This is a genomic window from Brevundimonas sediminis, from assembly GCF_048799765.1.
Lineage (GTDB): Bacteria > Pseudomonadota > Alphaproteobacteria > Caulobacterales > Caulobacteraceae > Brevundimonas.
The window spans coordinates 35,222-58,979 of sequence record NZ_JBLYQK010000013.1 but is presented as its reverse complement, the minus strand read 5'-3'; the positions used below and the strand labels follow the sequence as shown (position 1 = coordinate 58,979).

Genomic DNA, 23,758 nt, shown 5'->3' with positions numbered 1-23,758 from the left:
CTGTCCTGGCCGGTCAGGATTGCTAAGGTTTTTCACCATCTTCGGGCTGGGCAGGACACCATGCGATTCAAAGAATATGTGCGGACGCGCATCCTTCCCCTGATCAACGGGGTGCTCGGCGTCGCGGCGCTGAAGCTGGTCCCGGCCAGCACGCCCAACCGCGATTTCGACGCCTTCATCGCCCATGTGGGCAAGCAGGGGCAGACCTTCAGGACGGTCATCGACGTCGGCGTCGCCCACGGCACCCCCGGCCTCTACAACTCGACCAAGGGGGCGCAGCTCTATCTGGTGGAGCCGGTGCCGGCCTGCGCCCCGATCCTCGCCGAATACGCCCGCACCCTCGGCGCGCGCACCTTCAACGTCGCGGCGGGCGCCGAGGACGGGGTCCTGCGCTTCAACGTCCACAGCGACATCTCGGGGTCGTCGGCCTTCGACCAGTGGGAGGGCGCCCGTCTGGACGGCGAGACCGTCGAGGTCCCGATGCGCCGCCTGGACAGCATCATCGAGCAGCCCATCGCCCGCCCCTGCCTGCTGAAGGTCGACACCCAGGGCGCCGAACTGATGGTGCTTGAGGGGGCGGCCGGCATCCTCGACCAGATCGACGTGATCATCATCGAGTGCTCGTTCCACCAGTTCCGCCACGGCGCGCCCGAGTTCAACGAGATCGTCGTGCGGATGAATGAACTCGGCTTCGCCTGCTATGAAACGCTGGAGGGCCACTACCGGGCCCTGGACAACGCCCTGGCGCAGGTCGACCTGGTCTTCGTGCCCTTTGACTCCCCGCTGCGCCGCAACAAGGGCTACTTCAGCCAGGAGCAGATCGACGGCTACCTGAAGGTCGCCTGATCGTCGCCTCTAGGAGCGGGGCTCCATCGGCCGCGCCGGATTGCCGACCACCACGGCGCCCGGCGGGACGTCCTTGGTGACGACCGCTCCCATGCCGATCACCGCGCCCTTGCCGATCCGCAGCGGCTTGCCCGGGGCGCCCTGGCGCAACACGGCGCCGGTGCCGACATAGACGTCGTCCTCGATGTGGACATTGCCGTTGCACGCCACCTTGGGCGCGAAGGTCACGAAGTCCCCGATGACGCAATCGTGGGCGACGTACGAATAGATGTTGCAGTGGAAGTGGCGTCCGATCCTCGCGGACGCGGTGACCACGGTGAAATCGCAGAAGACCGAGCCCTCACCGACCACGACATCCGGCCCCCTGCGATGGGTCGACGCCGCCAGGTCCCCGGCGGTGATCCGTTCGGCGATGCGGCGGCGGACAACGGCGTCGCCGATCGCGATGACGGCCGGGCAGTCCAGCGCATCCGCCCCGACGACCGGGACGCCGCAGATGGTCTGGCCGATCTCGTCCGGATTGTCGGAGACGAACACCACCTCGCCCCCGTCCGCGGAGACAGCGTCCCGCGCCGCCTGCACCAGTTCGCGGCCGAAGCCGCCCGGTCCGTAGATTGCGATCTTCATGTGCACAGAGTTGCACGCAGCGACCGGTCCGGCCAATAGGCTGACGACGATCCGGGCCGCGCGCCCGTCACGGAGAGCCCTCTTGCCCCATCACAAAGGACGGGTGCTGGTCACCGGCGCCACCGGCTTCCTCGGCGGCGCGGTGGTGCGAGAGCTGGCGTCACGGGGCGTTCCCGTGCGCGCCGCCGTCCGCCAGGATCCCGGCGGCTGGCCGGAGGGGGTGGACGTCGCGATGATCGGCGATCTCGGCCCCGGAACGGACTGGTCCGCGGCCCTCGACGGCGTCGACGCCGTCGTCCACTGCGCGGGGCGGGCCCACGTCCTGTCCGAGACCGCGGCGGATCCGCTGACCGCGTTCAGACACACCAACACCGAAGGGACGCTGAACCTGGCGCGCGCCGCCGCCGCCGCGGGGGTCCGGCGGCTGGTCTTCATTTCGAGCATCGGGGTGAACGGCCGCGAGACCTCGGGCGCGCCCTTCACCGCGCAGGACGCGCCGCAGCCGCACTCGCCCTACGCGGTCTCGAAGCTGGAAGCGGAGACCGGCCTGGCCGCGCTCGCGCGGGACAGCGGGCTGGAGGTCGTCACCATCCGCCCGCCCCTGATCACCGGTCCGGGCGCCCGGGGCAATCTGGGAACGCTGACGCGATGGATCGGCAAGGGCCTGCCCCTTCCCCTCGGCGCCGTCGACGGCAACCGGCGCGACCTGGTCTCGCGCGAGCGGCTGGTCGACCTGATCGCGCTCTGCCTCACCCATGAGGCGGCGGCCGGCCAGACTTTCCTGGTCAGTGACGGGCAGGCGGTTTCGACCCGCCGGATCCTGCTGGACCTGGCGGCGTCCCTCGGCCGCCCCGCGCGACTCCTGCCGGTCCCCGCGGCCCTGCTTGAGCTCGCCTTCCGCGTCACCGGACGATCCGCCCTGAGGTCCCAGTTGCTGGGTGATCTGGAGATCGACATCACCCATACGCGCGACACCCTGGGCTGGCGCCCCTGAACCCTTCCGCCCCCTGCCGGGATGGGCTAGGTCAGACCCATGCCCGGCGGGTCCAGCCCCCCGCGCGCGAAAGAGGATCCGACGAGTGAGCGTCTTCATCATCGCCGAAGCCGGCGTGAACCATAACGGCGACCTCGGTCGGGCGCTGGACATGATCGACGCCGCCGCCGACGCCGGCGCCGACGCCGTCAAATTCCAGACCTTCTCGACCGATCTGGTGATCGGGCCGACGGCCGGAAAGGCCGAGTATCAGAAGCGCGAGACGGGCGAAGGCAGCCAACGGGACATGGTCCGTCCGCTCGAACTGTCCGACAGCGATCACGAGCAGCTGGTCGAGCGCTGCGCCCGCCGCGGCATCGAGTTCATGTCGACCCCGTTCGACCACGGCTCCGTCGACCTTCTGGTCCGGCTGGGCATGAAGCGGATCAAGGTCCCGTCAGGCGAGATCACCAACTTCCCTTTCCTGCGCTACCTCGTCGCCCAGGACCTGCCCCTGATCGTCTCGACGGGCATGGCGACGCTGCAGGAAGTCGAGGAGGCGGTCGCCTTCATCGCGGACACCCGCGCCGCACGCGGCTTCACCGCCCCGCTGTCGGACGTCGTCACCATCCTGCACTGCACGTCCAACTATCCGGCGGCGTGCACTGACGTGAACCTGCGGGCGATGCAGACCATCGCCACCGCGACCGGACTGCCCGTGGGCTATTCGGACCACACCCTCGGGGTCGCTGTTTCGACCGGCGCCGTGGCCATGGGCGCCGTCGTCATCGAAAAGCATTTCACCATGGACAAGACCCTGTCCGGGCCGGATCACACCGCCTCGCTCGATCCCGCCGAGCTGGCGACCCTGGTCCGTCAGATCCGCGACATCGAGGCTGCGCTCGGATCGCCGGTGAAGGCGCCCACCGAGTCGGAGATTCCGGTCCGGGCGCTCGTCCGCCGCTCGGTCACCGCAGCCCGCGACATCGCCGCCGGCGAGCGTCTGGACGAGGCGGACCTGTTGCTGCTGCGCCCCGCCAGCGGCATCCCGGCCAAGCAGCTGGACGAGGTGGTCGGCCGCACGCTGAAGGCCGCTGTGCCCGCGGGCCAGCCGCTGCAGTGGACGGACCTGGTCTGACCGTGCGGCGCGTCCGCTACATCAGCGGCACCCGCGCCGACTTCGGCCTGATGCGGCGAACGCTTCAGGCCGTGCGCGACCACGAGGGGCTTTCCCTGTCCGTTATCGCCACCGGCATGCACCTGTCGCCTGCCCATGGCGAGACGGTCCGCGAGATCGAGGCCGCGGGGCTGGAGCTGTCGGCCCGGGCGCCGGTTCCCCTCGAGCCGGCGACCGGCGCCACCATGGCGCGCGGCATCGGAATGATGATCCCCGCCTTCATCACCGCCATGGAAGCCGACCGGCCGGATGTGGTCCTGCTGCTCGGCGACCGGGGCGAGATGCTGGCCGGCGCCCTCGCCGCCATTCATCTGAACATTCCGGTCGCGCATGTCTGCGGCGGAGAACGCTCCGGCACGGTGGACGAACCGGTCCGGCACGCGATCTCCAAACTGTCCCACCTGCACCTCACCGCGACCGCAGACGCCCGCGACCGCCTGATCCGCATGGGCGAGGCGCCGGAGCACATCCATGTGGTCGGCGCGCCCGGTCTGGATGGCCTCGACACGCGCCCCGCAGCGGACCGGGAACAGGTCGCCCGTCGCCACGGCCTGGCCCCGGAGCGCCCCCTGGCCCTGATGCTCTACCACCCGGTGCTGCAGGAAGCGCCGCGCGCTGAAGCCGACACCGGCGTCCTGCTGGACGCCCTGCTGGACGCCGGCTGTCAGGTCGTCGCCCTGGCGCCGAACGCGGACGCCGGCAGCGACGGAGTCCTGAAGGCGCTGCAAGGGCGTGACGGACAGACCGACCTCCGGCTGCTGACCCACCTGGCCCGCGAGGACTTCCTGGACGTGATGTCCGTGGCCGACCTGATGCTGGGCAACTCCAGTTCGGGCATCACCGAGGCCGCAAGCTTCGGTACGCCGGTGCTCAACGTCGGACGACGGCAGAACCTGCGCGAGCGCAACGCCAACACCCTCGACGTCGAGGTGGAGGCCGGGGCCGTCGAGGCGGGAATCCGCGCCCAGCTGGCCCATGGCCGCTATCCGGTCGCCAATGTCTACAGCGTCCCCGGCGGTACGGCCGCGACGCGGATCGCCCGACACCTGGCCGATCTGGTGATCGACGACGCCCTGATGATGAAGGTGAACCGGTACTGAGATGATCCATCTGATCGGGGCAGGCGGGCACGGCAAGGTCGTCATCGACGCCTGGTTGGCCGCGGGTGGCGAACGGGCGGACCTGCGGATCCGCGACGGCCGCGACGCCTTGGCCGGACAGACCCTGATGGGGTGTCCGGTCTCCGCCCCCGAGATCGACGGAACGCTTGCGGGCGCCCGGGTGCATGTCGCGGTCGGCGACAATCGCGTCCGCGCCGCCCTGCTTTCAGACGCCAGGGCCGTCGGCGCCGTGCCGGTCACCGTCGTCCATCCCCACGCCTCCGTATCCGCCTTCGCCACGATCGGCGATGGAAGCTTCATCGGCGCGGGCGCCGTCGTCGGACCCGACACCGTTCTCGGCGCGGGCGTGATCGTTTGCGCCGGAGCCGTGGTGGATCATGACTGCCGCCTCGGCGATCACGCCTTCATCGGTCCCGGCGCGGTCGTCGGCCCGCGCCTGTCCATCGGCGCGCGCGCCGCGGTGAAGACAGGCGTGGTCGTGACCCGGGACCTCCAGGCCGACGAAATCCGGCCGACACCCTCGCCGCCTCCGCCTGCCGCAGGACTCCACACCGCATGACCGACATCCAGGACTTCTGCTCCCGGCGATCCGCCACGATCCGCGACGCCATGGAGATCATCAACACCTCCGGCATGCAGATGCTTCTGCTCGTCGACGCCGGGGGGCGGTTCCTGCGGACCGTCACCGACGGGGATCTGCGCCGACTGCTTCTGGCGGGGGCCGGAATGGGCGACAGCCTGGAGGACCTGCCCGACCTGGCCTCGGTGACCGCGCCGGAGGAGGTGTCGCGCAAGGCGGCGCTGGCGCTGATGGACGTACACGAGATCAACCACCTCCCGCTGATCGACAGCGAGGGACGGGTGGTGCGCGTGCTCAGCCGCCGCGACATCGGCGCGCCCATCCTGCTTTCGACCCCGCACATGGGGGAGGCCGAGCTTCACTATGTGGAGGAGGCCTTCCGCACCAACTGGATCGCCCCCCTGGGTCCCAACGTGGACGCCTTCGAACAGGAGATCGCCGCCCGTGCGGGGGTGAAGCACGCCGCGGCCCTGTCGTCCGGCACCGCCGCCATCCACCTGGCCGTCCGGATGCTCGGCGTGAAGCCGGGGGACAAGGTCTTCTGCTCGACCCTGACCTTCGCGGCCTCGGCCAACCCCATCGTCTACGAGGGCGGCGAACCGGTCTTCATCGACAGCGAGGCCGACAGCTGGAACATGTCGCCGCTGGCGCTGGAGCGCGCCTTCGAGACGGCGAAGGCCGAGGGCTGGATGCCGAAGGCGGTCATCGTCGTGAATCTGTACGGCCAGTCCGCCGACATGGACCCGATCCTGGCGCTGTGCGACCACTACCGTGTGCCGATGATCGAGGACGCGGCGGAAAGTCTGGGCGCGACCTACAAGGGCAAGGCGTCCGGCTCCTTCGGTCTGATGGGCGTCTTCTCCTTCAACGGCAACAAGATCATCACCACCTCCGGCGGCGGCATGCTGGTGTCCGATGATGAGGCCCTGATCCGGCAGGCCCGCTTCCTGGCCACCCAGGCCCGCGATCCGGCGCCGCACTATCAGCACAGCCAGATCGGCTTCAACTATCGCATGTCCAACATCCTCGCCGGCGTCGGGCGGGGCCAGTTGCAGGTCCTGGGCGACCGGGTCGAGGCCCGGCGCGCGGTGCACGACGCCTACCGCGAGGGTCTGTCCGGTCTGCCCGGGCTGGAGTGGCAACCCGAACCGGAGTGGAGCTGGTCCAACCGCTGGCTCTCCGCCCTGACCCTGGATCCGGAGGTCACCGGGGTGACGGCCTCCGAGGTCGTCCGGCGACTGGCCGACGAGATGATCGAGGCCCGCCCGGTGTGGAAGCCCATGCACCTGCAGCCGGTCTTCGCCGGCTGCCGCCATTTCAGCCACGGCAATGCGCCGGTTTCGGACCTCATCTTCGAGCGCGGCCTCTGCATGCCTTCCGGGTCCAACATGACCCGCGCCGAGATCGACCGGATCATCGACGCCATGCGCACGATCCTGAAGGCGCGGTGACCCGTGAAGCGCGCGTTTGATCTTGTCATGGCGGGCGGCGCCCTGCTGGTCCTCTCGCCGGTGATGCTGGCGACGGCGCTGGCCGTGAAGGCGACCTCAAAGGGCCCGGCGATCTACTGGTCAGACCGGGTCGGCCGCGACAACAAGCTGTTCCGCATGCCGAAATTCCGGTCGATGCGGACCGAGACCCCGGCCGTCGCCACCCATCTCCTGACCGACACCTCCGCCTGGCTCACGCCCATCGGCGGCTTCCTGCGCAAGTCCAGCCTCGATGAGCTGCCCCAGCTGTGGAGCATCTTCGTCGGCGACATGTCCATCGTCGGGCCGCGTCCCGCCCTGTTCAACCAGGACGACCTGATCGCGTTGCGCACGGAGAAGGGCGTCCACCGCCTGCGGCCGGGCCTGACCGGCTGGGCCCAGGTCAACGGCCGGGACGAGCTGTCCATCCCCGACAAGGTCGCGCTCGACGTGGCCTATCTGGAGAACCGGTCCTTCGCCATGGACCTGAAGACCATCTGGCTGACCGTCGGCAAGGTGCTGGGCGCGCGCGACATCTCGCACTGAGGGTCGCTGGCCCCGCCCTCAGGCCCGCTTGATCGGGACCACCTCTGCGCCGCGCTCGTCGGCGACGGTCCGCACCCGGGCCAGCATGTCGAAGATCAGGGCGCGCGCGGCGGCGTTGTCGCCGGTGCGGGCGGTCTGTTCGAGCTTTTGCACCATCCGCTCGGTCATGCGCACGCCCTTGATCCGGTCGGTCACGCACATCAGGCTCTGGCCGCACATCTCGGCGACCTCGCTGGAATCGACCAGCTCCTCGAACAGCTTCTCGCCCGGGCGAAGCCCCGTGACCTCGATCTCGATATCCTTGCCGGGGACCTTGCCGTAGAGGCCGATCAGCTGGCGGGCCAGGTCGATGATCTTCACCGGCTTGCCCATGTCCAGAACGAACACCCCCAGCGGACCGTCCGGCTGGCCCGCCGAATGGGCCGTAGCGTGCAGCACCAGCTGAACCGCCTCCGGGATGGTCATGAAGTAGCGCTCGATCTCGGGATGGGTCAGCGTCACGGGGCCGCCCCGTTCGATCTGCGCCCGGAAGGTCGGCACGACCGAGCCGGCCGATCCCAGCACATTGCCGAACCGCACGACGCTGAAACGGGTATTGCCGCCGTCTCCGGTCTGCTGGGCGCGAACCACGGCCTCCGCCAGGCGCTTGGTGGCGCCCATGACGTTCGGCGGATCGACGGCCTTGTCGGTCGAGATGAAGACCATGTGCTTCACCCCGGCCGCATTGGCGGCCTCGGCGACGTTCCAGGTGCCGACGACGTTGGTCAGCACGCTTTCGCAAGGGTGCTTCTCCATCAGCGGCACGTGCTTCAGGGCGGCGGCGTGGAAGACCACGTCGGGCCGTTCGCTGCCGAAGGCCTCGTTGAGCAGGGCCTTGTTCCGCACGTCGTAGAGATATTCGCGCCGCGACAGGGTCGGCCAGCGCGTCGCGATCTCCTGGTCGATCTTGAACAGCCCGAACTCGGAATTGTCGACAAGCACCAGATGACCGCAGCCGAGGCTCGCGACCTGACGGCAGATTTCAGAGCCGATGGAGCCGCCCGCGCCGGTGACCAGAACGCGTTTGCCCGCGACCAGCGCCCGCAGCGGACCGTCCGCCAGACGCACCGGCGGCCGCGCCAGCAGCTCTTCCAGCTCGAACTTGCGCATGACCGGCTCGTCCGCCTTGCCGCCCAGCTCGACCAGGCTGGGCACGCGCAGCAGGTGGACGCCCCGTGTCCGCAGTTGCCCGAGCCGCTCGACCCCGAAGTCCACCGGCGTAAGCGAGTCGTCCAGGAAGACGATCGCCGCCTCGATATCGTGGTCGGTCAGGTCTTCCAGGATCTCGAACGCCGCGCCGGCGTCGGACAGGACCGGAACGCCGCGCAGCGCGCGGGTCGCCGCCCCCCGCGTGTCGGTCACAATGCCCGCCGGCCGATAGGGCTCTCCGCTCCGGGCCAGCTCGCGCAGGAAGGTCTCGGCGCGATCCATCGCCCCGACCACGATCAGCGGCGGGCGCTCATCGGTCGAACCGACGAAGGGGGCGATCGCCCGCAGAGCCTCCTTGTCGTGCAGGATCCGGCGCAGCAGGACCAGCGCCAGGGTCAGGCCGATGTCGAGGATCGGAACGATCAACATGGTCGAACGCGGCAGCGAGGCGCCCCGCTCGACGAAGAAGCTGAAGGCCAGGAACACCGCCGCCGACAACAGGGAGGTGCGGACGATCGGGCCGACGTCGACGATCGACACATACCGCCACAGGGCCCGGTCGGTCCTGAAGAACAGGTCCAGCCCGAAGCCCAGCGCCGCGAACCCGATGGCGTACAGCCAGGCCGCTTGCAGGGAACCGAGGATGGCGTCGGGGGTCAGACCGTTTCCGGAAGCCACCAGATAGCCGCCGATGACCGCAACGCCGCGCACGAGCGCCCGCACGGCGATCTTCAGTCCACGGACCAAAAGAATGTTTGCGTTCCCCAAGACGGTCCTGCCCGACAGGTGCCAGCATAGGCGCTGCGCCAAGTATTGGCGCGAAGCGACCACAGTATGATGACGTCCCCTGTCATCCCTCCACTTCGGTCGATAAAAATCGCGAAAGCCGCACGGATCAACCGCTGGACGCCCGCCCCGTCGCGCTGGAATGGTCGCGTGACGAAAAAGTTCCGGCGTTCTAGACCTTTGTTCAATCCCTGTCACGTCCGCGACACCCTCCGGCGACTGACCGAACGCGGGTAAGTAAAGGAAACGGGCGTTTCTCTGGGAGGCGAAGGTCTTCCTGCGTCCCGGGTCGGCCTTTTGCGCCCGACGGCGCGGGATTTCGCAACTCTTCCGAGACGGGGGCGCGATCCGTCTCTAGAAGCAGATCTGGTCGCGGCCTTCGCGGGGGGACGATGAAAATCTATCCGGTGATCATGTGCGGCGGAGCCGGTTCGCGGCTCTGGCCCGCGTCCCGCCCCGGACGCCCCAAGCAGTTCCTGCCGCTGACGGGGGCGCGGTCCCTGTTCCAGGAGACGGTGCTCCGCGTCACGCCCCTCGCCGAGGCGGGCGAGGTGGTCGTCGTCGCCGGCCTGGGCCATGTCGACGCGATCACCGCCGAACTGGCGGCCATCGGCGTGACGGCGACCATTCTGCTGGAGCCCGAGGCGCGCGATTCCGGCCCCGCCATGGCCGCCGCGGCCGCCTTCATCCAGCGCCGCGACCCCGAGGGCGTGGCCGCCATCATCGCCTCGGACCACCACATCCCCGATTCCGAAGCCTTCCGCGCCGCGGTGGCGACCGCCGCCGCCGAGGCGGCGCGGGGGCGTATCGTGACGCTCGGGGTCACCCCGACCTGGCCTTCTCCCGCCTACGGCTACATCTGTCCGGAAGGTTCGGGCCTGTCTCCGGTGAAGCGGTTCGTCGAAAAGCCCGATCCGGCGACCGCGGCGCGCTATCTGAAGGACGGTTTCCTCTGGAACAGCGGCAACTTCATCGTCTCGGCCGCCGCGCTGATGGACGAACTGGACCGGCACGCCCCGGGCATCGGCAAGGCGGCGCGGGCCGCTATTCCCTCCGACCTGACCGGCCCGCTGGTCCGCCTGACCGACGCCTTCCGCACCGCGCCCCGCATCTCGATCGACTACGCCGTGATGGAAAAGAGCGACCGCACCTCGGTGCTGCCGGTCGCTTTCGAATGGTCCGACGTCGGGGCCTGGGACTCGGTTCTGGCGACCGGCGCCGGCCATACCGGCCTGCATATTGGCGTCGACAGCGACAACACCCTCGTGCGCGCCGCTGACGGCATGGTGGTGGCGACCCTCGGTGTGTCCGGGATCGCCGTCATCGCCGAACCGGACGCCGTGCTGGTCTGCGACCTCGCGCGCGCCCAGGACGTCAAGCTGGTGGTGGATCGGGTCAAGGCCGAGGCCCCCCGGCATGCCGACGTCCCCGCCGCCGCCGGGCCCGCGCCGTACGAGCGATTCGGCGACTGGATGCGCACCGCCGCCCTGCCGCTGTGGGCGACGTTGGGGACACACGCGGACGGCGCCTTCGTCGAGAGCCTGACACTGGACGGAAGACCGGTCGAAACCCGGCGCCGCGCCCGGGTCCAGACCCGACAGATCTTCGTCTTCGCCCGCGCCGGCGCCCTCGGCTGGACCGGCCCCTGGCGCGAGCGGGTCGAGCGCGGCCTGGACCGCTTCCTGTCCGGCTACCTGCGGCCGGACGGCGCCGTCCGCAATGCGTTGAACCCGGACGGATCGATCCTGGATGACGGCGTCGTCCTCTACGAACAGGCCTTCACCCTGCTGGCGTTGTCCGCCGTCCATGCCCTGGAGATCGAGACCGACCGGTGCGAGGCCCTCGCCGGCCGGATTCTCGACCGGCTGCTCGCCGAACAGCGGCCGAACGGCGGCTGGACGGAAAGCGGGGACCGCCCGTTCCAGGCCAACGCCAACATGCACCTCTTCGAGGCGGCGCAGGCCTGGGCGGCGCGGAACGTCGATGGACGCTGGACCGCCGTGGCGGACGGGCTGGCGGCGCTGTCGCTCGGCCGCTTCATCGACGCCGAAGCCGGCTTCCTGCGCGAGTTCTTCGACGCGGACTGGCGTCCGGCGACGGGGGGGGACGGTCGCCTGGTCGAGCCCGGCCACCAGTTCGAGTGGGCCTGGCTGCTGTCCCGCCACGCCCTCACCCGGAACGACCCGTCGGCGATGGAGGCGGCGCGGCGGCTCTACGGTCACGGCCTGCGCGGGATCGACCCGCGACGCGGCGTGGCGATAGACGAACTGGACGACAGCCTCGCGGTCCGCAGCGCGCGCGCCCGCCTCTGGCCGCAGACCGAGTGGCTGCGAGCCGCCCTTGCGATGGCGGAACTGGCCGAGGGATCGGAGCGTGAGCAACGCCTGCTGGAAGCCCGAAAGGCGGCCGCCGGCCTGGCCCTCTATCTCCAGCCCAACGGCGCCTGGCGTGACAAGCTCGAGCCGGCCGGCGCCTTCGTCGACGAACCCGCCCCCGCCAGTTCGCTCTACCACATCGTCGGCGCCTTCGATCAGGTGTGCGTCGCCGCCCGGGCAGGCCTTCTTCCCGAGGCGCCGACCGGATTGAACTAAGCACCCCGCGCCGCGTTACCGGGCCGACCGCGGGGGCGGCCCTTCATCCCCTGTTCAGGCGCAGCGGCCCTTCCTCCGGCGCGCTGCCGCACCACGAGACCGATGTGATCGACCTCCACTGCCATATCCTGCCCGGTATCGACGACGGGGCGCCCGATCTGGAGACCGCTCTGGAAATGGCGCGGATGGCGGTCGCCGACGGCATCACCGTCACCGCCTGCACGCCGCACATGATGCCCGGCTACTACGAGAACACCGCGGAGGGCGTGCGCGCCGCCGTGGTCGCCCTGCAGGCCGAGCTGGACAAGGCCGGCATCCCGCTGCGGCTCGTCACGGGCGCGGACGTCCATCTGGTCCCGGGCCTCGCCTCCGGGCTGCGCGACGGGTCCAAGCTGACCCTGGCCGACACCCGCTACTTCCTGTTCGAGCCGCCTCACACCACCGCCCCGCCGCGAATGGCGGACGCCGTGTTCGACTGCATGGCGGCGGGCTTCCACCCGCTGATCACCCATCCGGAACGTCTGCGCTGGATCGAGGACCACTACGGGCTGATGGTGGACCTGGCCCGCAACGGCGCCTGGATGCAGATCACGGCGGGCTCCGTGACGGGCCGCTTCGGGAACCGCACCCGGTACTGGGCCGAGCGCATGCTGGATGACGGCATCGTGCACATCCTGGCGACCGACGCCCACAACCTGCGCAGCCGGTCGCCCACCCTGTCCGCCGCGGTCGAGGCCGTGGCGGAACGCCTCGGCGAACAGGCGGCGAAAGACATGGTGTTGACCCGACCCCTCGCCGTGCTGGAAAACGCTACGCCTGCTTCGGCTCCGCCCGCGGTCGGCGCTTCCCGTCCGGCCGCTCGGCCGGGCTTCTTCAAACGGCTGTTCAAGGCCGCCTGACATCAAGGTGACTGTCGCATGATGCGCGCTCTCTCGCTGGTTCTGATCGCCACGGCCAGCCTGCTCGCCGCCTGCGGCGGGCCCAAGATGGATATCAGTCAGGTCACGGCGGCCCAGCCTGTCGATCTGCAGAACGTCCACACCGTCGCCGCAGTGCAGTCGGAATACCGCATCGGCGTCGGCGACAAGCTGACCATCCGGGTCTTCCAGGTGCCCGATCTGTCGTTTGATGAACTGGTGGTCGACACCTCCGGCAACATCCAGCTCCCGCTGATCGGCGCCGTCCGGGCGTCGGAGCGCACCGCGCTCGAGCTCTCCAGCGACATCGCCACCAAGCTGAGCGCCCAGTATCTGCGCAATCCGCAGGTCACCGTCACCGTGGCCGAGGCCGCCAGCCAGAAGATCACCGTCGACGGCGCCGTCACCAAACCGGGCGTCTACGAGATGCGCGGCACCACCTCCCTGCTCCAGGCCGTCGCCATGGCCGAGGGCCCCAGCCCCGTCGCCAACCTCACCCAGGTCGCGGTGTTCCGCACCATCGAGGGGCAGCGCTCGGTCGCCGTCTTCGACCTCCAGGCCATCCGCCAGGGTCGCGCCAGCGATCCCACCGTGCTCGGCGACGACATCATCGTGGTCGACACCTCGCGCCTGAACGCCGCCCTGCGCGAGACCATCGGCGCCCTCCCGGCCCTGGCGATCTTCCGTCCGTTCTAGGATCGTGAAGCTCCGGCCGGGTCTTCTCGCGGCGGCCCTCGTCCTCGCGGCGGGCCTGTCGGCCTGCGGCCATCCCGCCATCGAGTCCGGATCCCCGGCGGCCCCGCCGGCGGCGCGCCTGGACGCACTGAATGCGGCCGATGCGCGGGTCGCCGAGGTCAGCTGGACGCTCGCCCGGAGCAACGCCGATCTCTGCCCGGTCAACCGCTTCCGGACCGGCTGGTCGCTGCAGTCCGCCAGCCAGTACGGCGACGCTCTCCGCCCCGTCGCCGAGGCCCGGTACGGACTGGAGGGAGATTTGCCGGGCATTCTCGCCGCCCCGGCCGGCAGCCCGGCGGCGGCGGCCGGACTCGCCCCCGGCGATCTGATCTTGGCGGTTGAAGGTCGCCCGCTTGATCGGGGCGACGTCGGGGCCGCCAGCGCCTACGACGGGCTGGACGCCAATACAGCCCTGCTGGACGCCGCGGCGGCCGGCGGCGGACCACTGGATCTGTCGGTACGGCGCGCCGGCGTGGTGCGGCGGGTCGTGGTGCAGCCCGTCGCCGCCTGCGCCTACCCGACCCAGATTGAACTGACCGGCTCTTTCCGCAGCCATACGGACGGGCGCCACATCTTTATCTCCGACCGGATGGTCGAGGCCGCCGCCGGCCCGGATCAACTGGCCTTCATCCTGGCCCATGAGCTGGCCCACGCCGTTCTGGAACACCGGACACAGCCGGACGTCACCGGCCCGCGCGGAGCCGGCAACGCCGCGCTGACCTTGCGCAGGGGGCTTTCGCTGAGCGCGGAGGCCGACGCCGACCGGCTCGGACTATACCTGCTCGCACGCGCCGGATTCGACCCGTACCAGGCCGTGGCGTTCCTGCCCCGCTACGCGGAGATCAATCCCGCCGCGCGCTTTCCGCAGGCGAACGCCGGCGGCGTCTACGAGTCCGCACCCGCGCGTCGCCGGGCGCTGCAGCCGGTCCTGGCGGACATCGCGGCGCGCCGCGCCGACGGCCGGCCGCTCATCCCCTGACAAGTCCCAGCCTGCGGCGCAGGCCTGCGGCGGCCAGCAGCCCCCATCCGGCTGCAAAGCCGACCATGTCGGCCACGACATCAAGTCCATCGGCGTCACGGCCGACCGCCGGCAGCCCCTGGATCAGCTCGATCCCGATTCCGAGCCCCAGCATCACCGCCCCGACCCTGACCACGCCGGCGCGCGGCCATCCGCATCCGACCAGCAGCGTCCACACCAGAAAGGCCAACGCGTGGTTGGCCTTGTCCCACGGCAGACCGCTCTCGACCCCGGTCGCCGGCGTGAAGGCGAACCAGGCGACGACCAGGGTGAAAATGGCGACAAGCCCCCGGAACATGTCCCGACGCCGGGTGTTGGGCTGTGGGGACGGGGCCCGATTGTCGTGATGCTCGCTTGTCATGAACCCAGGTCGTCCGTCGGGTGGAGAATGTCGCCATGGCGGTACGTGTGATGAACCCACGCCTTCCGGAACAACCTGTGTCCCGGCCCGCACCGGCGGCTCCATACGCCGGACGAGGGGCGGGACTCTATAGCGAAGTCAGTCCTTCGACGGCCTTCAGGACCGTTCACGGCCCGTCGCGTCGCGTCGTCACCTCCCCGGACCGACCCCAAGACAACGCTTGACCCGAAGGGGCCGCGCCCGCGACATGGCGGCGGGACCACGCGCTCGAATTCGTGTGCGTGGTGTAGGGCTTTGCGGTATCAGCCCGAAGACTTCTCGACCGGCGGCCTCGTCCGCCACGTTCTGACGGATGGCATGATGCTGGGCGACAATCACTTCGCTGACGAGCGCAACCCGCGGCACGGCCGCGCGTCGGGCGATTTCGGCGAGGCCGCCTACAACGAGGCGCAGCAGGGCGTCTGGTCGGATACCGCCGAGGAACCGCCGGTCTTCGACCTCGGCGCCTACTGGCGACTGGCGATCAAGCACCGGATCCTGATCATCGGCTGCTTCCTGGCGGCCCTGGCCATCGGCGCGGCCCTGACCCTGCTGATGACCCCGATCTACACCGCCCAGGCCACGCTGCAGATCGACCGCGAAGCCGCCCGCATCTTCAACTCTTCCGAGGACGTCAGCCCGCGCGAAAGCATGGCGCAAGGCGAGGAGTTCTTCCAGACGCAGTACGGCCTGCTGCGCAGCCGCTCGCTGGCCGAGCGGGTGGTCGAAAGCCTTGGTCTGGCCAGCTCGGACCAGGCTCTGACCAACCTGGGCGTGGCTCCGCCCGAAGGCGACGGCTCCGCCGCCGTCAAGGCCGAGCGCCGTCGCAATGCGGCGCTCGAATATGTGCAGGACAACCTCAGCGTCACGCCGGTCCGCGGCTCCCGCCTCGTGTCCGTCGGCTTCGACAACCCGGACCCGGTCGTCGCCGCCCGCGTCGCCAACGGCTTCTCCGAAAACTTCATACAGGCCAACCTGGACCGGAAATTCCAGTCCTCGGCCTACGCCCGTGAGTTCCTGGAAGAGCGGATCGCCCAGACCAAGGGACGGCTCGAGGAAGCCGAGCGCCAGCTCGTCGCCTACGCCGCCAACCAGCAGATCATCAACGTCGGCGAGCCCAGCGAGGGCGGCGCCGGTTCCGCGGGCAGCTCGCAGTCGCTGGCCTCGAACAACCTCGTGGCGCTGAACGCCTCCCTGGCCGAGGCCCGCGCCGCGCGCGTGGCGGCCGAGGAACGCTGGCGCTCGGCCCGGACGGCGGAGGTCATGACCCTCCCCGAGGTCCTGCAAAATCCGTCGATCCAGCGTCTCGGCGAGCAGCGCGCCCAGCTGGAAGCGGAGTACCAGCAGAAGTCCAGCATCTATCAGGCCGACTATCCCGAGATGGTTCGCCTGCGCGGCCAGATCACAGAGATCGACGGTCAGGTCCGGGCGCTGGCCACCAATATCCGCGCCTCGATCCAGAGCCAGTATGTGGTCGCCGCCAACCAGGAGCGCTCGCTCCAGGCCCAGGTGGACAGCCTCAAGGGCGATGTGCTCGACCTGCGGGACCGCTCGATCCAGTACAACATCCTGCAACGTGAACTGGACACGACCCGGACGCTCTACGAGGGCCTGCTCCAGCGCTACAAGGAAGTCGGCGTCACCGGCAATGTGACCGCCAACAACATCTCCATCGTCGACAACGCCACCCCGCCGTCGGCGCCGTCCAAGCCCAACATGCTGATCAATCTGGCCCTCGCCGCCATCTTCGGCCTGGGCATCGGCGTGGTCTCGGCCCTGGTTCTGGAAGCCCTGGACGAAACCCTCGCCACGCCGGACGACGTCGAGAAGAAGCTCGGCGTTCCGGTGCTCGGCGTCGTTCCGTTGCTGGACAAGGGACAGACGACCGCCGCCGCCCTGATGGACATCCGGTCCGGCTTCTCCGAAGCCTATTACTCCCTCAGGACCGCGCTTCAGTTCTCCACTCCGAACGGGGCCCCGGCCAGTCTGCTGGTCTCTTCGGCCCGCCCCGCCGAAGGCAAGTCGACCACCGCCTATGCGGTCGCCCTCAACCTTGCCCGGGTCGGCAAGCGGGTGCTGCTGATCGACGGCGATCTGCGCAACCCGTCCATGCACCGCGTCGTCGGCGTGGAGAATGAGCGCGGGATGAGCAATCTGCTGTCGGGCTCCACCGATCTCGCCTCGGTCACCCAGCGGACCCGCCAGGACAATCTGTTCTTCATTCCGTGCGGTCCCCTTCCGCCCAATCCTGCGGAACTGTGGGGCGGTGACCGCCTGCGGCAATTCCTCAACGACGCCGGCGCCAGCTTCGACCATGTGGTGGTCGACGGGCCGCCCGTCCTGGGCTTCGCCGACTCCCCGCTTCTGGCGGCCACCGTCGGCGGCGTTCTCTTCGTGCTGGAATCGCGCGGCACGCGCCGTGGACAGGCGCGCGGCGCCCTGCGTCGGCTGAAGATGGGCCGCGCCCGTCTGCTCGGCGCCGTCCTGACCAAGTTCAACGCAAAAACGGCCAGCTACGGCGGCTACGACTACGCGTACGACTATAATTACGGCGCGGAAGCCGAGGCTGCGCCCGCCAAGAAGGGCAAGAAGGGGTGAAGGCGCAGGCGGATCGTCCCGCCACGCCGGCCCGGAACAAGGGCCGCGCGTCGGAGATCGCCACCTGGGGCCTGACCGCGCTCGGCGTGGTGCTGGCCTGGCAGGTCGCGATCCAGCCGCTGATCCAGCGCGGCCCGGGCGAGATCGCCTTCCGCCTCGCCCCGACCTCTCCCCTGGCCCTGCGCCGCGTCGCCGAAAGCGAGTTCGCGGCGGGTCGCAAGGACAACAACCCTCGCCGCTACGCCCAGGCGGCGGATCTGGCGCGCGAAGCGGTCGCGCGGTCGCCCTTTGACGTGCGGGCCCTGCGCGTGGTCGGCCTGACCGAGGCCGAGGCCGGCCGGGACGCCGCCGCCGACGACATCCTGACCCTGGCGGGGAACTGGAGCCTGCGGGACGACCCGGCTCACGCCTGGCTGATGAATCACCGGCTGACCCAGGGCGACTACACGTCCGCCTTCGCCCATGCCGACACCCTCGTGCGTCGCCGGGAGGATATCCGGCCCCGGATTTTCAGCCTGTTCACCACCGCGGCCACCCTGGACCAGCAGCGCGCCCTGCCCCGGATCGCCGCGCTGATGGAGGCCAATCCGCCCTGGCGCCAGGCCTATCTGGACACCCTGTACGGCGACGTCGCGGGGCTGCAGGTCGCCATCAACCTGGCGGTTCTGCTGGAGAAAAGCCGCGCGCCGCTGAACAACACCGAACTCTACCAGCTCTACATCCAGCTGATGGAGAAGGGACAGATCGAGGCGGTGCGGGTCGTGCGCGCCCGCCTGAACCGGCCGTCCGTGGCCCATCTGGTGACCAACGGCGGCTTCGGCGACGATTCGGCGCCCGCGCCGTTCCAGTGGCGGCTGGCCCAGGACGCCGGGGTGGTCGCCGAGATCGTTCCCGACGATGTTCGTCCGGCCGACCCCGCCCTGCGGATCGATTATGACGGCTATTCGGCCTCGCGGATCGCCGAGCAACTGATGTTCCTGTCGCCCGGCCGCTATCGGCTCAGCGCGGAATCGCGGACCGAGGAGGGCGAGCCCGCCAAGCGGCTGGCGCTGACCCTGACCTGCGCTCCGGGCGATCTGATCATCCTCTCGGCCCCGGCCGCCGCGCCCGGATCGCAGGTCTGGACGCCGTTCAGCGCCGATTTCACTGTCCCGGCGGGCTGTCGCGCCCAGTGGCTGGGGATCGAAACCCGCGCCGGCGATACGCGTTCAAGGACCGCGGTCTGGCTCGACAGGATCGCGGTGACCCCGATCTCCTGACGCCGGCCGTCCTTTTGAAAAGGTGGCTGAATTGCATCACCGGGCGCCGGAATCATATTGATTTGGAAACCTTCGCCGCCTATACCCATTCTCGATACGTCGCGGGCCAGCCCGTACCAAAACCTGTCTTGAAGGGGATTAGCATGCGTAAGACCATCGCCGCTGTAACGGCCGGCCTGCTGCTCGTGGCTGGCCAAGCCGCCGCCGCCAACACCACCGCCACCGCTCGCGTTGGCGACCGCGTGGGCGCTCGCGCCGACGCTTCGTCGGAATTCGACGGCATTCCGCTGCCGGTGCTTCTGATCGGCACTGCCGTCATCATCGCGACCGTTGTCGTCGCCGCCGACGACGACTCGGAAAGCGACTAAGCAAACCCGGTTCGCGCTGCGCCTCGCGGAGTCGTAACGCGTGCCGATAAAAGGTTTGAAGGGCCAGTGGGATGCTGTGGCGATTGCCGCAGCGGTCCTGCTGGCCCTTTCGTTTGTGTTCGGCGGCGCCAGCCGTGAACACGCGCTGCGGCTGGCTCTGGTGGAACTGGCCGCCCTTCCGCTTCTGGTCATCAGCGCCTCGCGGCTGCTGCAATCCGGCGCCTGGAAGACCCACAAATTCGCCCTGATGCTGCTCGGGGCCGTCACCGCCCTCCCCCTGATCCAGCTCATCCCCCTCCCGCCCTTCCTGTGGACCGGCCTGCCGGGGCGCAGCGAAATGGTGCTGGCGCTCGAACTGGCAGGCCTGCAACCGGGCTGGACGCCCCTCACCGTCACGCCGGACCTCACCTGGCAGTCCGTGCTCGCGCTCCTGCCGCCGATGGCGATGATCCTGGCCGTGCTCAGCGCAACCCACGCCCAGACCGCCCGGATGATCGCTTTCTACCTGGGCGCCGCGGTCCTCTCCGTCCTCCTCGGCGCCCTGCAACTCGGCAGCGGCGACACCCGCTTCTATCTCTGGGCCACCACCGCCGCGGGCTCGGTGACGGGGTTCTTCGCCAACCGGAACCATCTGGCCACCCTTCTTCTCTCCTGCCTCCCGTTCGCCGCCGTCTTCGGCGCCAGCGTCCTGCGCCGCCGCACGGATCAGCGCCTGCCCCTGTGGTTCGGCGCCTTGTTCATGGGGCTGGTAGTGGTCGGGCTGGCCGCCATCCGGTCGCGGGCCGGCGTCATCCTGTTCGGTCCGATCGCCGTCGCCAGCCTTCTGGCCGCCTGGATCGCCGCCGGCCGCGGTCGTCCGGGTCCCGGCCTGATCGCCCTGACCGCCGGCATCGCCGCCGCCATCGGCGCGGTGGCGATTCTCGCCCTGCCCCCGATCCTCGCCCGCTTCGACGTTCAGTCTGCGCCGGAAGGCCGCTTCGAGGGCTGGCCGATCGTGGCTTCGGCCGCCGACAGCTGGCTGCCGGTCGGCTCGGGCATCGGCAGCTTCGACGCCGTCTACCGGTCCGTCGAGCCCGTCGACAAGCTCGACCCCACCTTCTTCAACCACGCCCACAACGAATACCTGGAGACCTGGCTGGAGGCCGGCTGGTTCGGCGCCGCCCTGATCATCGCCTTCCTGATCTGGTACGGGCGACGCGTCTGGGCCGCCTGGCGAGCCGGACCCTCACGTGAACGGGATCTCCAGCGCGCGGCCAGCATCGCCCTTCTGGTGATGCTGGTGCACTCGGGCGTCGACTATCCGCTGCGCACGGCCGCCCTGGCCGTTCTGTTCGCCCTCTGCGTCGCCATTCTCGAGAAGGCGGGCCAGCCCACGGACCGGGAACGGGCCTGACGTGGCCGAGCCGATCCGCCGCATCCTGATCGTGGGCGGCGGCACGGCCGGCTGGATGGCCGCCGCCGCCCTGCAGCGCACGCTGGGGCCGCACGCACGGGTCACCCTCGTCGAATCGGACGACATCGGCATCGTCGGCGTCGGCGAGGCGACCGTGCCGCCTATCCGCGACTTCAACGGCCTGATCGGACTGGACGAGGCCGAGTTCATGCGCGAGACCCGCGCCACCCTGAAACTGGGCATCCTGTTCAGGGACTGGGGCAGGCTCGGGAGCGCCTACGCCCATCCGTTCGGCACCTTCGGACCCGGCCCGACTCTCGGTGACTTCAACCAGGTCTGGCTGGCCCAGAACCACGCCGGAGCGCCGACCGACCTCTGGGACTATTCGGTCTGCGCGCGCGCCATGGCGGCCGGCAAGGCCGGGGCCCGCGATCCCGACCCGCGGTCGCCGCTCCACACCCTCTTCACCGCCTATCATTTCGATGCGGGTCTCTACGCCCGGTATCTGCGCCGGGTCTGCGAGGAGCGCGGGGTCGAGCGGGTCGAGGGCAAGGTGGTCGAGGTCGTCCAGCGCCCCGACGACGGCTTCGTCGCGAGCGTCACCCTTGAGGACGGCCGCAGTCTGTCGGCGGACCTGTTCATCGACTGCTCGGGCTTCCGGGGCCTTCTGATCGAGGGGGCGCTGAAGGCGGGTTACGAGGACTGGTCCCACTGGCTTCCGGTCAACCGCGCCATGGCCGTGCCCTGCGCCCGCGTCGGCCCGGCGACGCCCTACACCACCTCCACCGCCCTCGAAGCCGGCTGGCAGTGGCGGATCGAGCTGCAGCACCGCACGGGCAACGGCTACGTCTATTGCTCGGACCACATCGACGACGACCGGGCGCGGGAGACCCTGCTGGCCAACCTCGACGGCGAGCCCCTGGCCGAGCCCCGCCCCCTGCGCTTCGTCACCGGCCGCCGCCGCAAATACTGGGACCGGAACGTCGTGGCCCTAGGCCTGTCCAGCGGCTTTATCGAGCCCCTGGAATCCACCAGCATCCATCTGGTCCAGTCGGGCATCTACCGGCTGCTCCAGCATTTCCCGGACACCGGGTTCAGCCCGGTCAACATCGAGACCTACAACGCCCGCATGGGCCGCGAGGTCGAACTGGTCCGCGACTTCGTGATCCTGCACTACCACGCGACACAGCGGGACGACTCGCCGTTCTGGCGGCAGGTGGCGGCGATGCCCGTGCCCGGGTCCCTGAGCGAACGGGTCGAGATGTTCCGGGATCGCGGCATGCTGTTCCAGGTCCACGCCGACGAATACTTCAGCCAGGGCTCGTGGCTGGCCGTCATGTACGGACAGGGCGTCACCCCCCGCGGCGCCAGCCCCCTCTACGCCTGGCGCGACACCGCGCGGACGGCGGCGGGCCTGCGCCAGCTGTCCGACGGCCTGGCCCGGACCGTGGCGGCTCTTCCGGACCACGAGGCCTGGCTGAAGGCCCGGGGGATGTGGGCCGACGACGCCTGAGCCCGATCCGTACACCCCGCCCCGGAATGCGGAAGGGCCGCCGGGGTCTCCCCCGGCGGCCCTCCGTCCGTTCACAGTGACAACGTCAGGCGATCAGTGACCGCCCGGCGCCGCGACGGCGTCCGCATTCTTCACCTTCACCCGCGCCGCGGCGATGGCGAAGATCGTCAGGATGACGTAGCCGGCCAGCGGGATGACGAAGGCCAGGTTCAGACCGGCCGTGTCGGCCATCCAGCCGCCCAGCAGCGGCAGGATGGCGCCCCCGATGATGGCCATGCACAGCAGGCCGGAGGTCGCCGAGGCCGGGGCCGAAGACCGCTCCAGCGTCAGGGTGAAGATCGCCGGGAACATGACCGAGTTGAACAGGCCGATCAGCAGGGCGGCGAAGGCGGCGTTCACTCCGCCGGTCTGGGTGACGATCGCGCACAGCAGGGCGGCGGCGGCGGTGCAGACCGCCAGCAGCCAGCCGGCCGGAATGCGGGTCAGCAGGGCGCTGCCCGCGAAGCGGCCCATCAGGGCGCCGGCCCAGTACAGGGCGACGAGACGGCCCGCATCGTGGATCGGCAGGCCCAGGGCGCCCTCCGAGTGCAGGAAGTTGGTCATCAGGCTGCCGACGGTCACTTCCGAGCCGACGTAGACGAAGATGGCCAGGGCGCCGAACAGGGCCCAGCCCGAGCTCAGGGCCTTCAGCGGCGAGCCGGGGGTCTCGGCCGAAGCGGCGGCGCTCGCGGCGGTCAGACGCTTGCGGACGCTCCAGATGAAGACGCCCAGCAGGCCGAAGAAGACGGCCAGACCGATGAAGACGGTGTCGATGTTGCGCAGGGTCGCGGCGCGGGCGGCCGGGTCGATGACAGCGGCCGCGGTTTCGGCCGGGGCGGTCTCGGGCCCCACGGCGGCGGCGTAGGCGCCCATGCTGCCGATGTAGTTATGCAGGAAGACGACCCAGCCGATCACCAGACCGATCGCGGCCCCGACGGCCAGCCAGCCCTTGATGTCGCGCCGCAGGGCGCCGACCAGGGCGCCGGCGACCAGACCGATGCCCACGCCCAGAAGGATCAGCAGCAGGGCGGTCGGCGAGGCCAGGGCGCTGACCCCGCCCACGGCGAAGATGCCGCCCGAGAGCATGACGGTGGCGCCCAGCAGCGGGCCGACGACCGTGCCCAGGGAGTTGAAGGCCTGTGAGAACACCAGACGGAAATGCGAGCCCTTCGGCGTTCCCAGCGAGGCGGCCAGCGGGTTGGCGGCCACCTGCAGCAGGGTCACGCCCGCGGCGATGACGAACAGGGCCACCAGCACGCCGGGATAGAAGTCGAGGACGGTCGACAGCGGCACGATCAGGGCGCCCAGCACCATCACCGCCAGGGCGCCGACGATCGACCGGGCGTAGCCCAGCCTGGCCAGCACGGCGGCGGCCGGCAGGGAGACGATCCCGTAGGCGGTGAACCAGGCGAACTGCGTCAGCAGGGCCTCGGTGAAGTTCAGCTCGAAGACCCCCTTCACCGCCGCGATCAGCGGATCGATCAGCGAGGTGGCGAAGCCCCAGGCGAAGAACAGGGTGGTCACATAGGCGAAGGCGGTACCAAGCCCCTTCGCAGAGGTCTGCTGGTGATCTGTCATCTCACTCCCCATGGCCGGCGTTCCAACAGCACGGCC

20 protein-coding genes are annotated in these 23,758 nt (G+C 69.9%); 16 read left to right on the top strand and 4 right to left on the bottom strand.

Going from position 1 to position 23,758, the window contains the following annotated elements; translation table 11 throughout:
* Positions 1-60 precede the first annotated feature (60 nt).
* Complete coding sequence (locus tag ACLQ7T_RS09395) at positions 61-846, top strand: FkbM family methyltransferase (RefSeq protein ID WP_420479195.1); 786 nt, start codon at positions 61-63, stop codon at positions 844-846.
* Positions 847-855: 9 nt separating this feature from the next.
* Here the strand turns inward: ACLQ7T_RS09395 and ACLQ7T_RS09390 are convergent, their stop codons facing one another.
* Positions 856-1,473, bottom strand: coding sequence for an acetyltransferase (locus tag ACLQ7T_RS09390; RefSeq protein ID WP_420479194.1), 618 nt, complete (start codon positions 1,471-1,473; stop codon positions 856-858).
* Between the two features lie 82 nt (positions 1,474-1,555).
* Here ACLQ7T_RS09390 and ACLQ7T_RS09385 point away from each other — a divergent pair, with 82 nt between their 5' ends.
* From ACLQ7T_RS09385 to ACLQ7T_RS09360, 6 genes are all read left to right on the top strand, one after another.
* A complete protein-coding gene (locus ACLQ7T_RS09385) occupies positions 1,556-2,467 on the top strand; it encodes an NAD-dependent epimerase/dehydratase family protein (protein ID WP_420479193.1) in 912 nt (303 codons plus the stop codon).
* 85 nt (positions 2,468-2,552) lie between these two features.
* Positions 2,553-3,584 carry an N-acetylneuraminate synthase gene (neuB, locus tag ACLQ7T_RS09380; RefSeq protein ID WP_420479192.1) on the top strand — a complete coding sequence of 344 codons (1,032 nt, stop codon included), beginning with the start codon at positions 2,553-2,555 and terminating at the stop codon, positions 3,582-3,584.
* Positions 3,585-3,586: 2 nt separating this feature from the next.
* Positions 3,587-4,723, top strand: coding sequence for a UDP-N-acetylglucosamine 2-epimerase (neuC, locus tag ACLQ7T_RS09375; protein WP_420479191.1), 1,137 nt, complete (start codon positions 3,587-3,589; stop codon positions 4,721-4,723).
* 1 nt (position 4,724) lies between these two features.
* On the top strand, positions 4,725-5,303 hold the full coding sequence (locus ACLQ7T_RS09370; protein ID WP_420479190.1) for a DapH/DapD/GlmU-related protein: 579 nt from the start codon (positions 4,725-4,727) through the stop codon (positions 5,301-5,303).
* Positions 5,300-6,775, top strand: coding sequence for an aminotransferase class I/II-fold pyridoxal phosphate-dependent enzyme (locus tag ACLQ7T_RS09365; RefSeq protein ID WP_420479189.1), 1,476 nt, complete (start codon positions 5,300-5,302; stop codon positions 6,773-6,775). The genes ACLQ7T_RS09370 and ACLQ7T_RS09365 overlap by 4 nt, the downstream gene beginning before the upstream one ends.
* A gap of 3 nt (positions 6,776-6,778) precedes the next feature.
* Positions 6,779-7,339: a sugar transferase gene (locus ACLQ7T_RS09360; RefSeq protein ID WP_420479188.1), complete on the top strand. Its 561-nt coding sequence runs from the start codon at positions 6,779-6,781 to the stop codon at positions 7,337-7,339.
* Positions 7,340-7,357: 18 nt separating this feature from the next.
* Here the strand turns inward: ACLQ7T_RS09360 and ACLQ7T_RS09355 are convergent, their stop codons facing one another.
* Positions 7,358-9,250: a polysaccharide biosynthesis protein gene (locus ACLQ7T_RS09355; RefSeq protein WP_420479187.1), complete on the bottom strand. Its 1,893-nt coding sequence runs from the start codon at positions 9,248-9,250 to the stop codon at positions 7,358-7,360.
* A gap of 455 nt (positions 9,251-9,705) precedes the next feature.
* On the opposite strand from ACLQ7T_RS09355, the gene ACLQ7T_RS09350 reads away from it, so the two are divergent.
* The 4 genes from ACLQ7T_RS09350 (at position 9,706) to ACLQ7T_RS09335 (ending at position 14,535) form a co-directional block, all read left to right on the top strand.
* Complete coding sequence (locus ACLQ7T_RS09350) at positions 9,706-11,904, top strand: AGE family epimerase/isomerase (protein WP_420479186.1); 2,199 nt, start codon at positions 9,706-9,708, stop codon at positions 11,902-11,904.
* 104 nt (positions 11,905-12,008) lie between these two features.
* Positions 12,009-12,803 (top strand): tyrosine-protein phosphatase, encoded by a 795-nt coding sequence (locus ACLQ7T_RS09345; protein ID WP_420479185.1) that lies wholly within the window; start codon positions 12,009-12,011, stop codon positions 12,801-12,803.
* Between the two features lie 18 nt (positions 12,804-12,821).
* The gene (locus ACLQ7T_RS09340; RefSeq protein WP_420479184.1) at positions 12,822-13,517 is read left to right on the top strand and encodes a polysaccharide biosynthesis/export family protein; all 696 of its coding nucleotides are present in this window, start codon (positions 12,822-12,824) and stop codon (positions 13,515-13,517) included.
* A gap of 4 nt (positions 13,518-13,521) precedes the next feature.
* Positions 13,522-14,535, top strand: a complete 1,014-nt coding sequence (locus tag ACLQ7T_RS09335) for a M48 family metalloprotease (protein WP_420479183.1) — start codon at positions 13,522-13,524, stop codon at positions 14,533-14,535.
* Here ACLQ7T_RS09335 and ACLQ7T_RS09330 read toward each other — a convergent pair.
* Positions 14,525-14,872 carry a VanZ family protein gene (locus tag ACLQ7T_RS09330; RefSeq protein WP_420479182.1) on the bottom strand — a complete coding sequence of 116 codons (348 nt, stop codon included), beginning with the start codon at positions 14,870-14,872 and terminating at the stop codon, positions 14,525-14,527. The two genes, ACLQ7T_RS09335 and ACLQ7T_RS09330, sit on opposite strands and share 11 nt — an antisense overlap.
* A gap of 357 nt (positions 14,873-15,229) precedes the next feature.
* Between ACLQ7T_RS09330 and ACLQ7T_RS09325 the strand changes: the two genes are divergently transcribed.
* The 5 genes from ACLQ7T_RS09325 (at position 15,230) to ACLQ7T_RS09305 (ending at position 22,105) form a co-directional block, all read left to right on the top strand.
* Complete coding sequence (locus ACLQ7T_RS09325; RefSeq protein WP_420479181.1) at positions 15,230-17,572, top strand: GumC family protein; 2,343 nt, start codon at positions 15,230-15,232, stop codon at positions 17,570-17,572.
* On the top strand, positions 17,569-18,831 hold the full coding sequence (locus ACLQ7T_RS09320) for a tetratricopeptide repeat protein (RefSeq protein ID WP_420479180.1): 1,263 nt from the start codon (positions 17,569-17,571) through the stop codon (positions 18,829-18,831). Before ACLQ7T_RS09325 ends, ACLQ7T_RS09320 begins: the two co-directional genes overlap by 4 nt.
* 143 nt (positions 18,832-18,974) lie before the next feature.
* On the top strand, positions 18,975-19,199 hold the full coding sequence (locus tag ACLQ7T_RS09315) for a hypothetical protein (RefSeq protein WP_420479179.1): 225 nt from the start codon (positions 18,975-18,977) through the stop codon (positions 19,197-19,199).
* A gap of 40 nt (positions 19,200-19,239) precedes the next feature.
* Positions 19,240-20,592, top strand: a complete 1,353-nt coding sequence (locus ACLQ7T_RS09310; protein ID WP_420479178.1) for an O-antigen ligase family protein — start codon at positions 19,240-19,242, stop codon at positions 20,590-20,592.
* A gap of 1 nt (position 20,593) precedes the next feature.
* Entirely contained in the window at positions 20,594-22,105 is a 1,512-nt protein-coding gene (locus ACLQ7T_RS09305) for a tryptophan halogenase family protein (RefSeq protein WP_420479177.1), read from the top strand.
* 93 nt (positions 22,106-22,198) lie between these two features.
* On the opposite strand, the gene ACLQ7T_RS09300 is transcribed toward ACLQ7T_RS09305, so the two are convergent.
* Positions 22,199-23,722: an MFS transporter gene (locus ACLQ7T_RS09300; RefSeq protein WP_420479176.1), complete on the bottom strand. Its 1,524-nt coding sequence runs from the start codon at positions 23,720-23,722 to the stop codon at positions 22,199-22,201.
* Positions 23,723-23,758 lie beyond the last annotated feature (36 nt).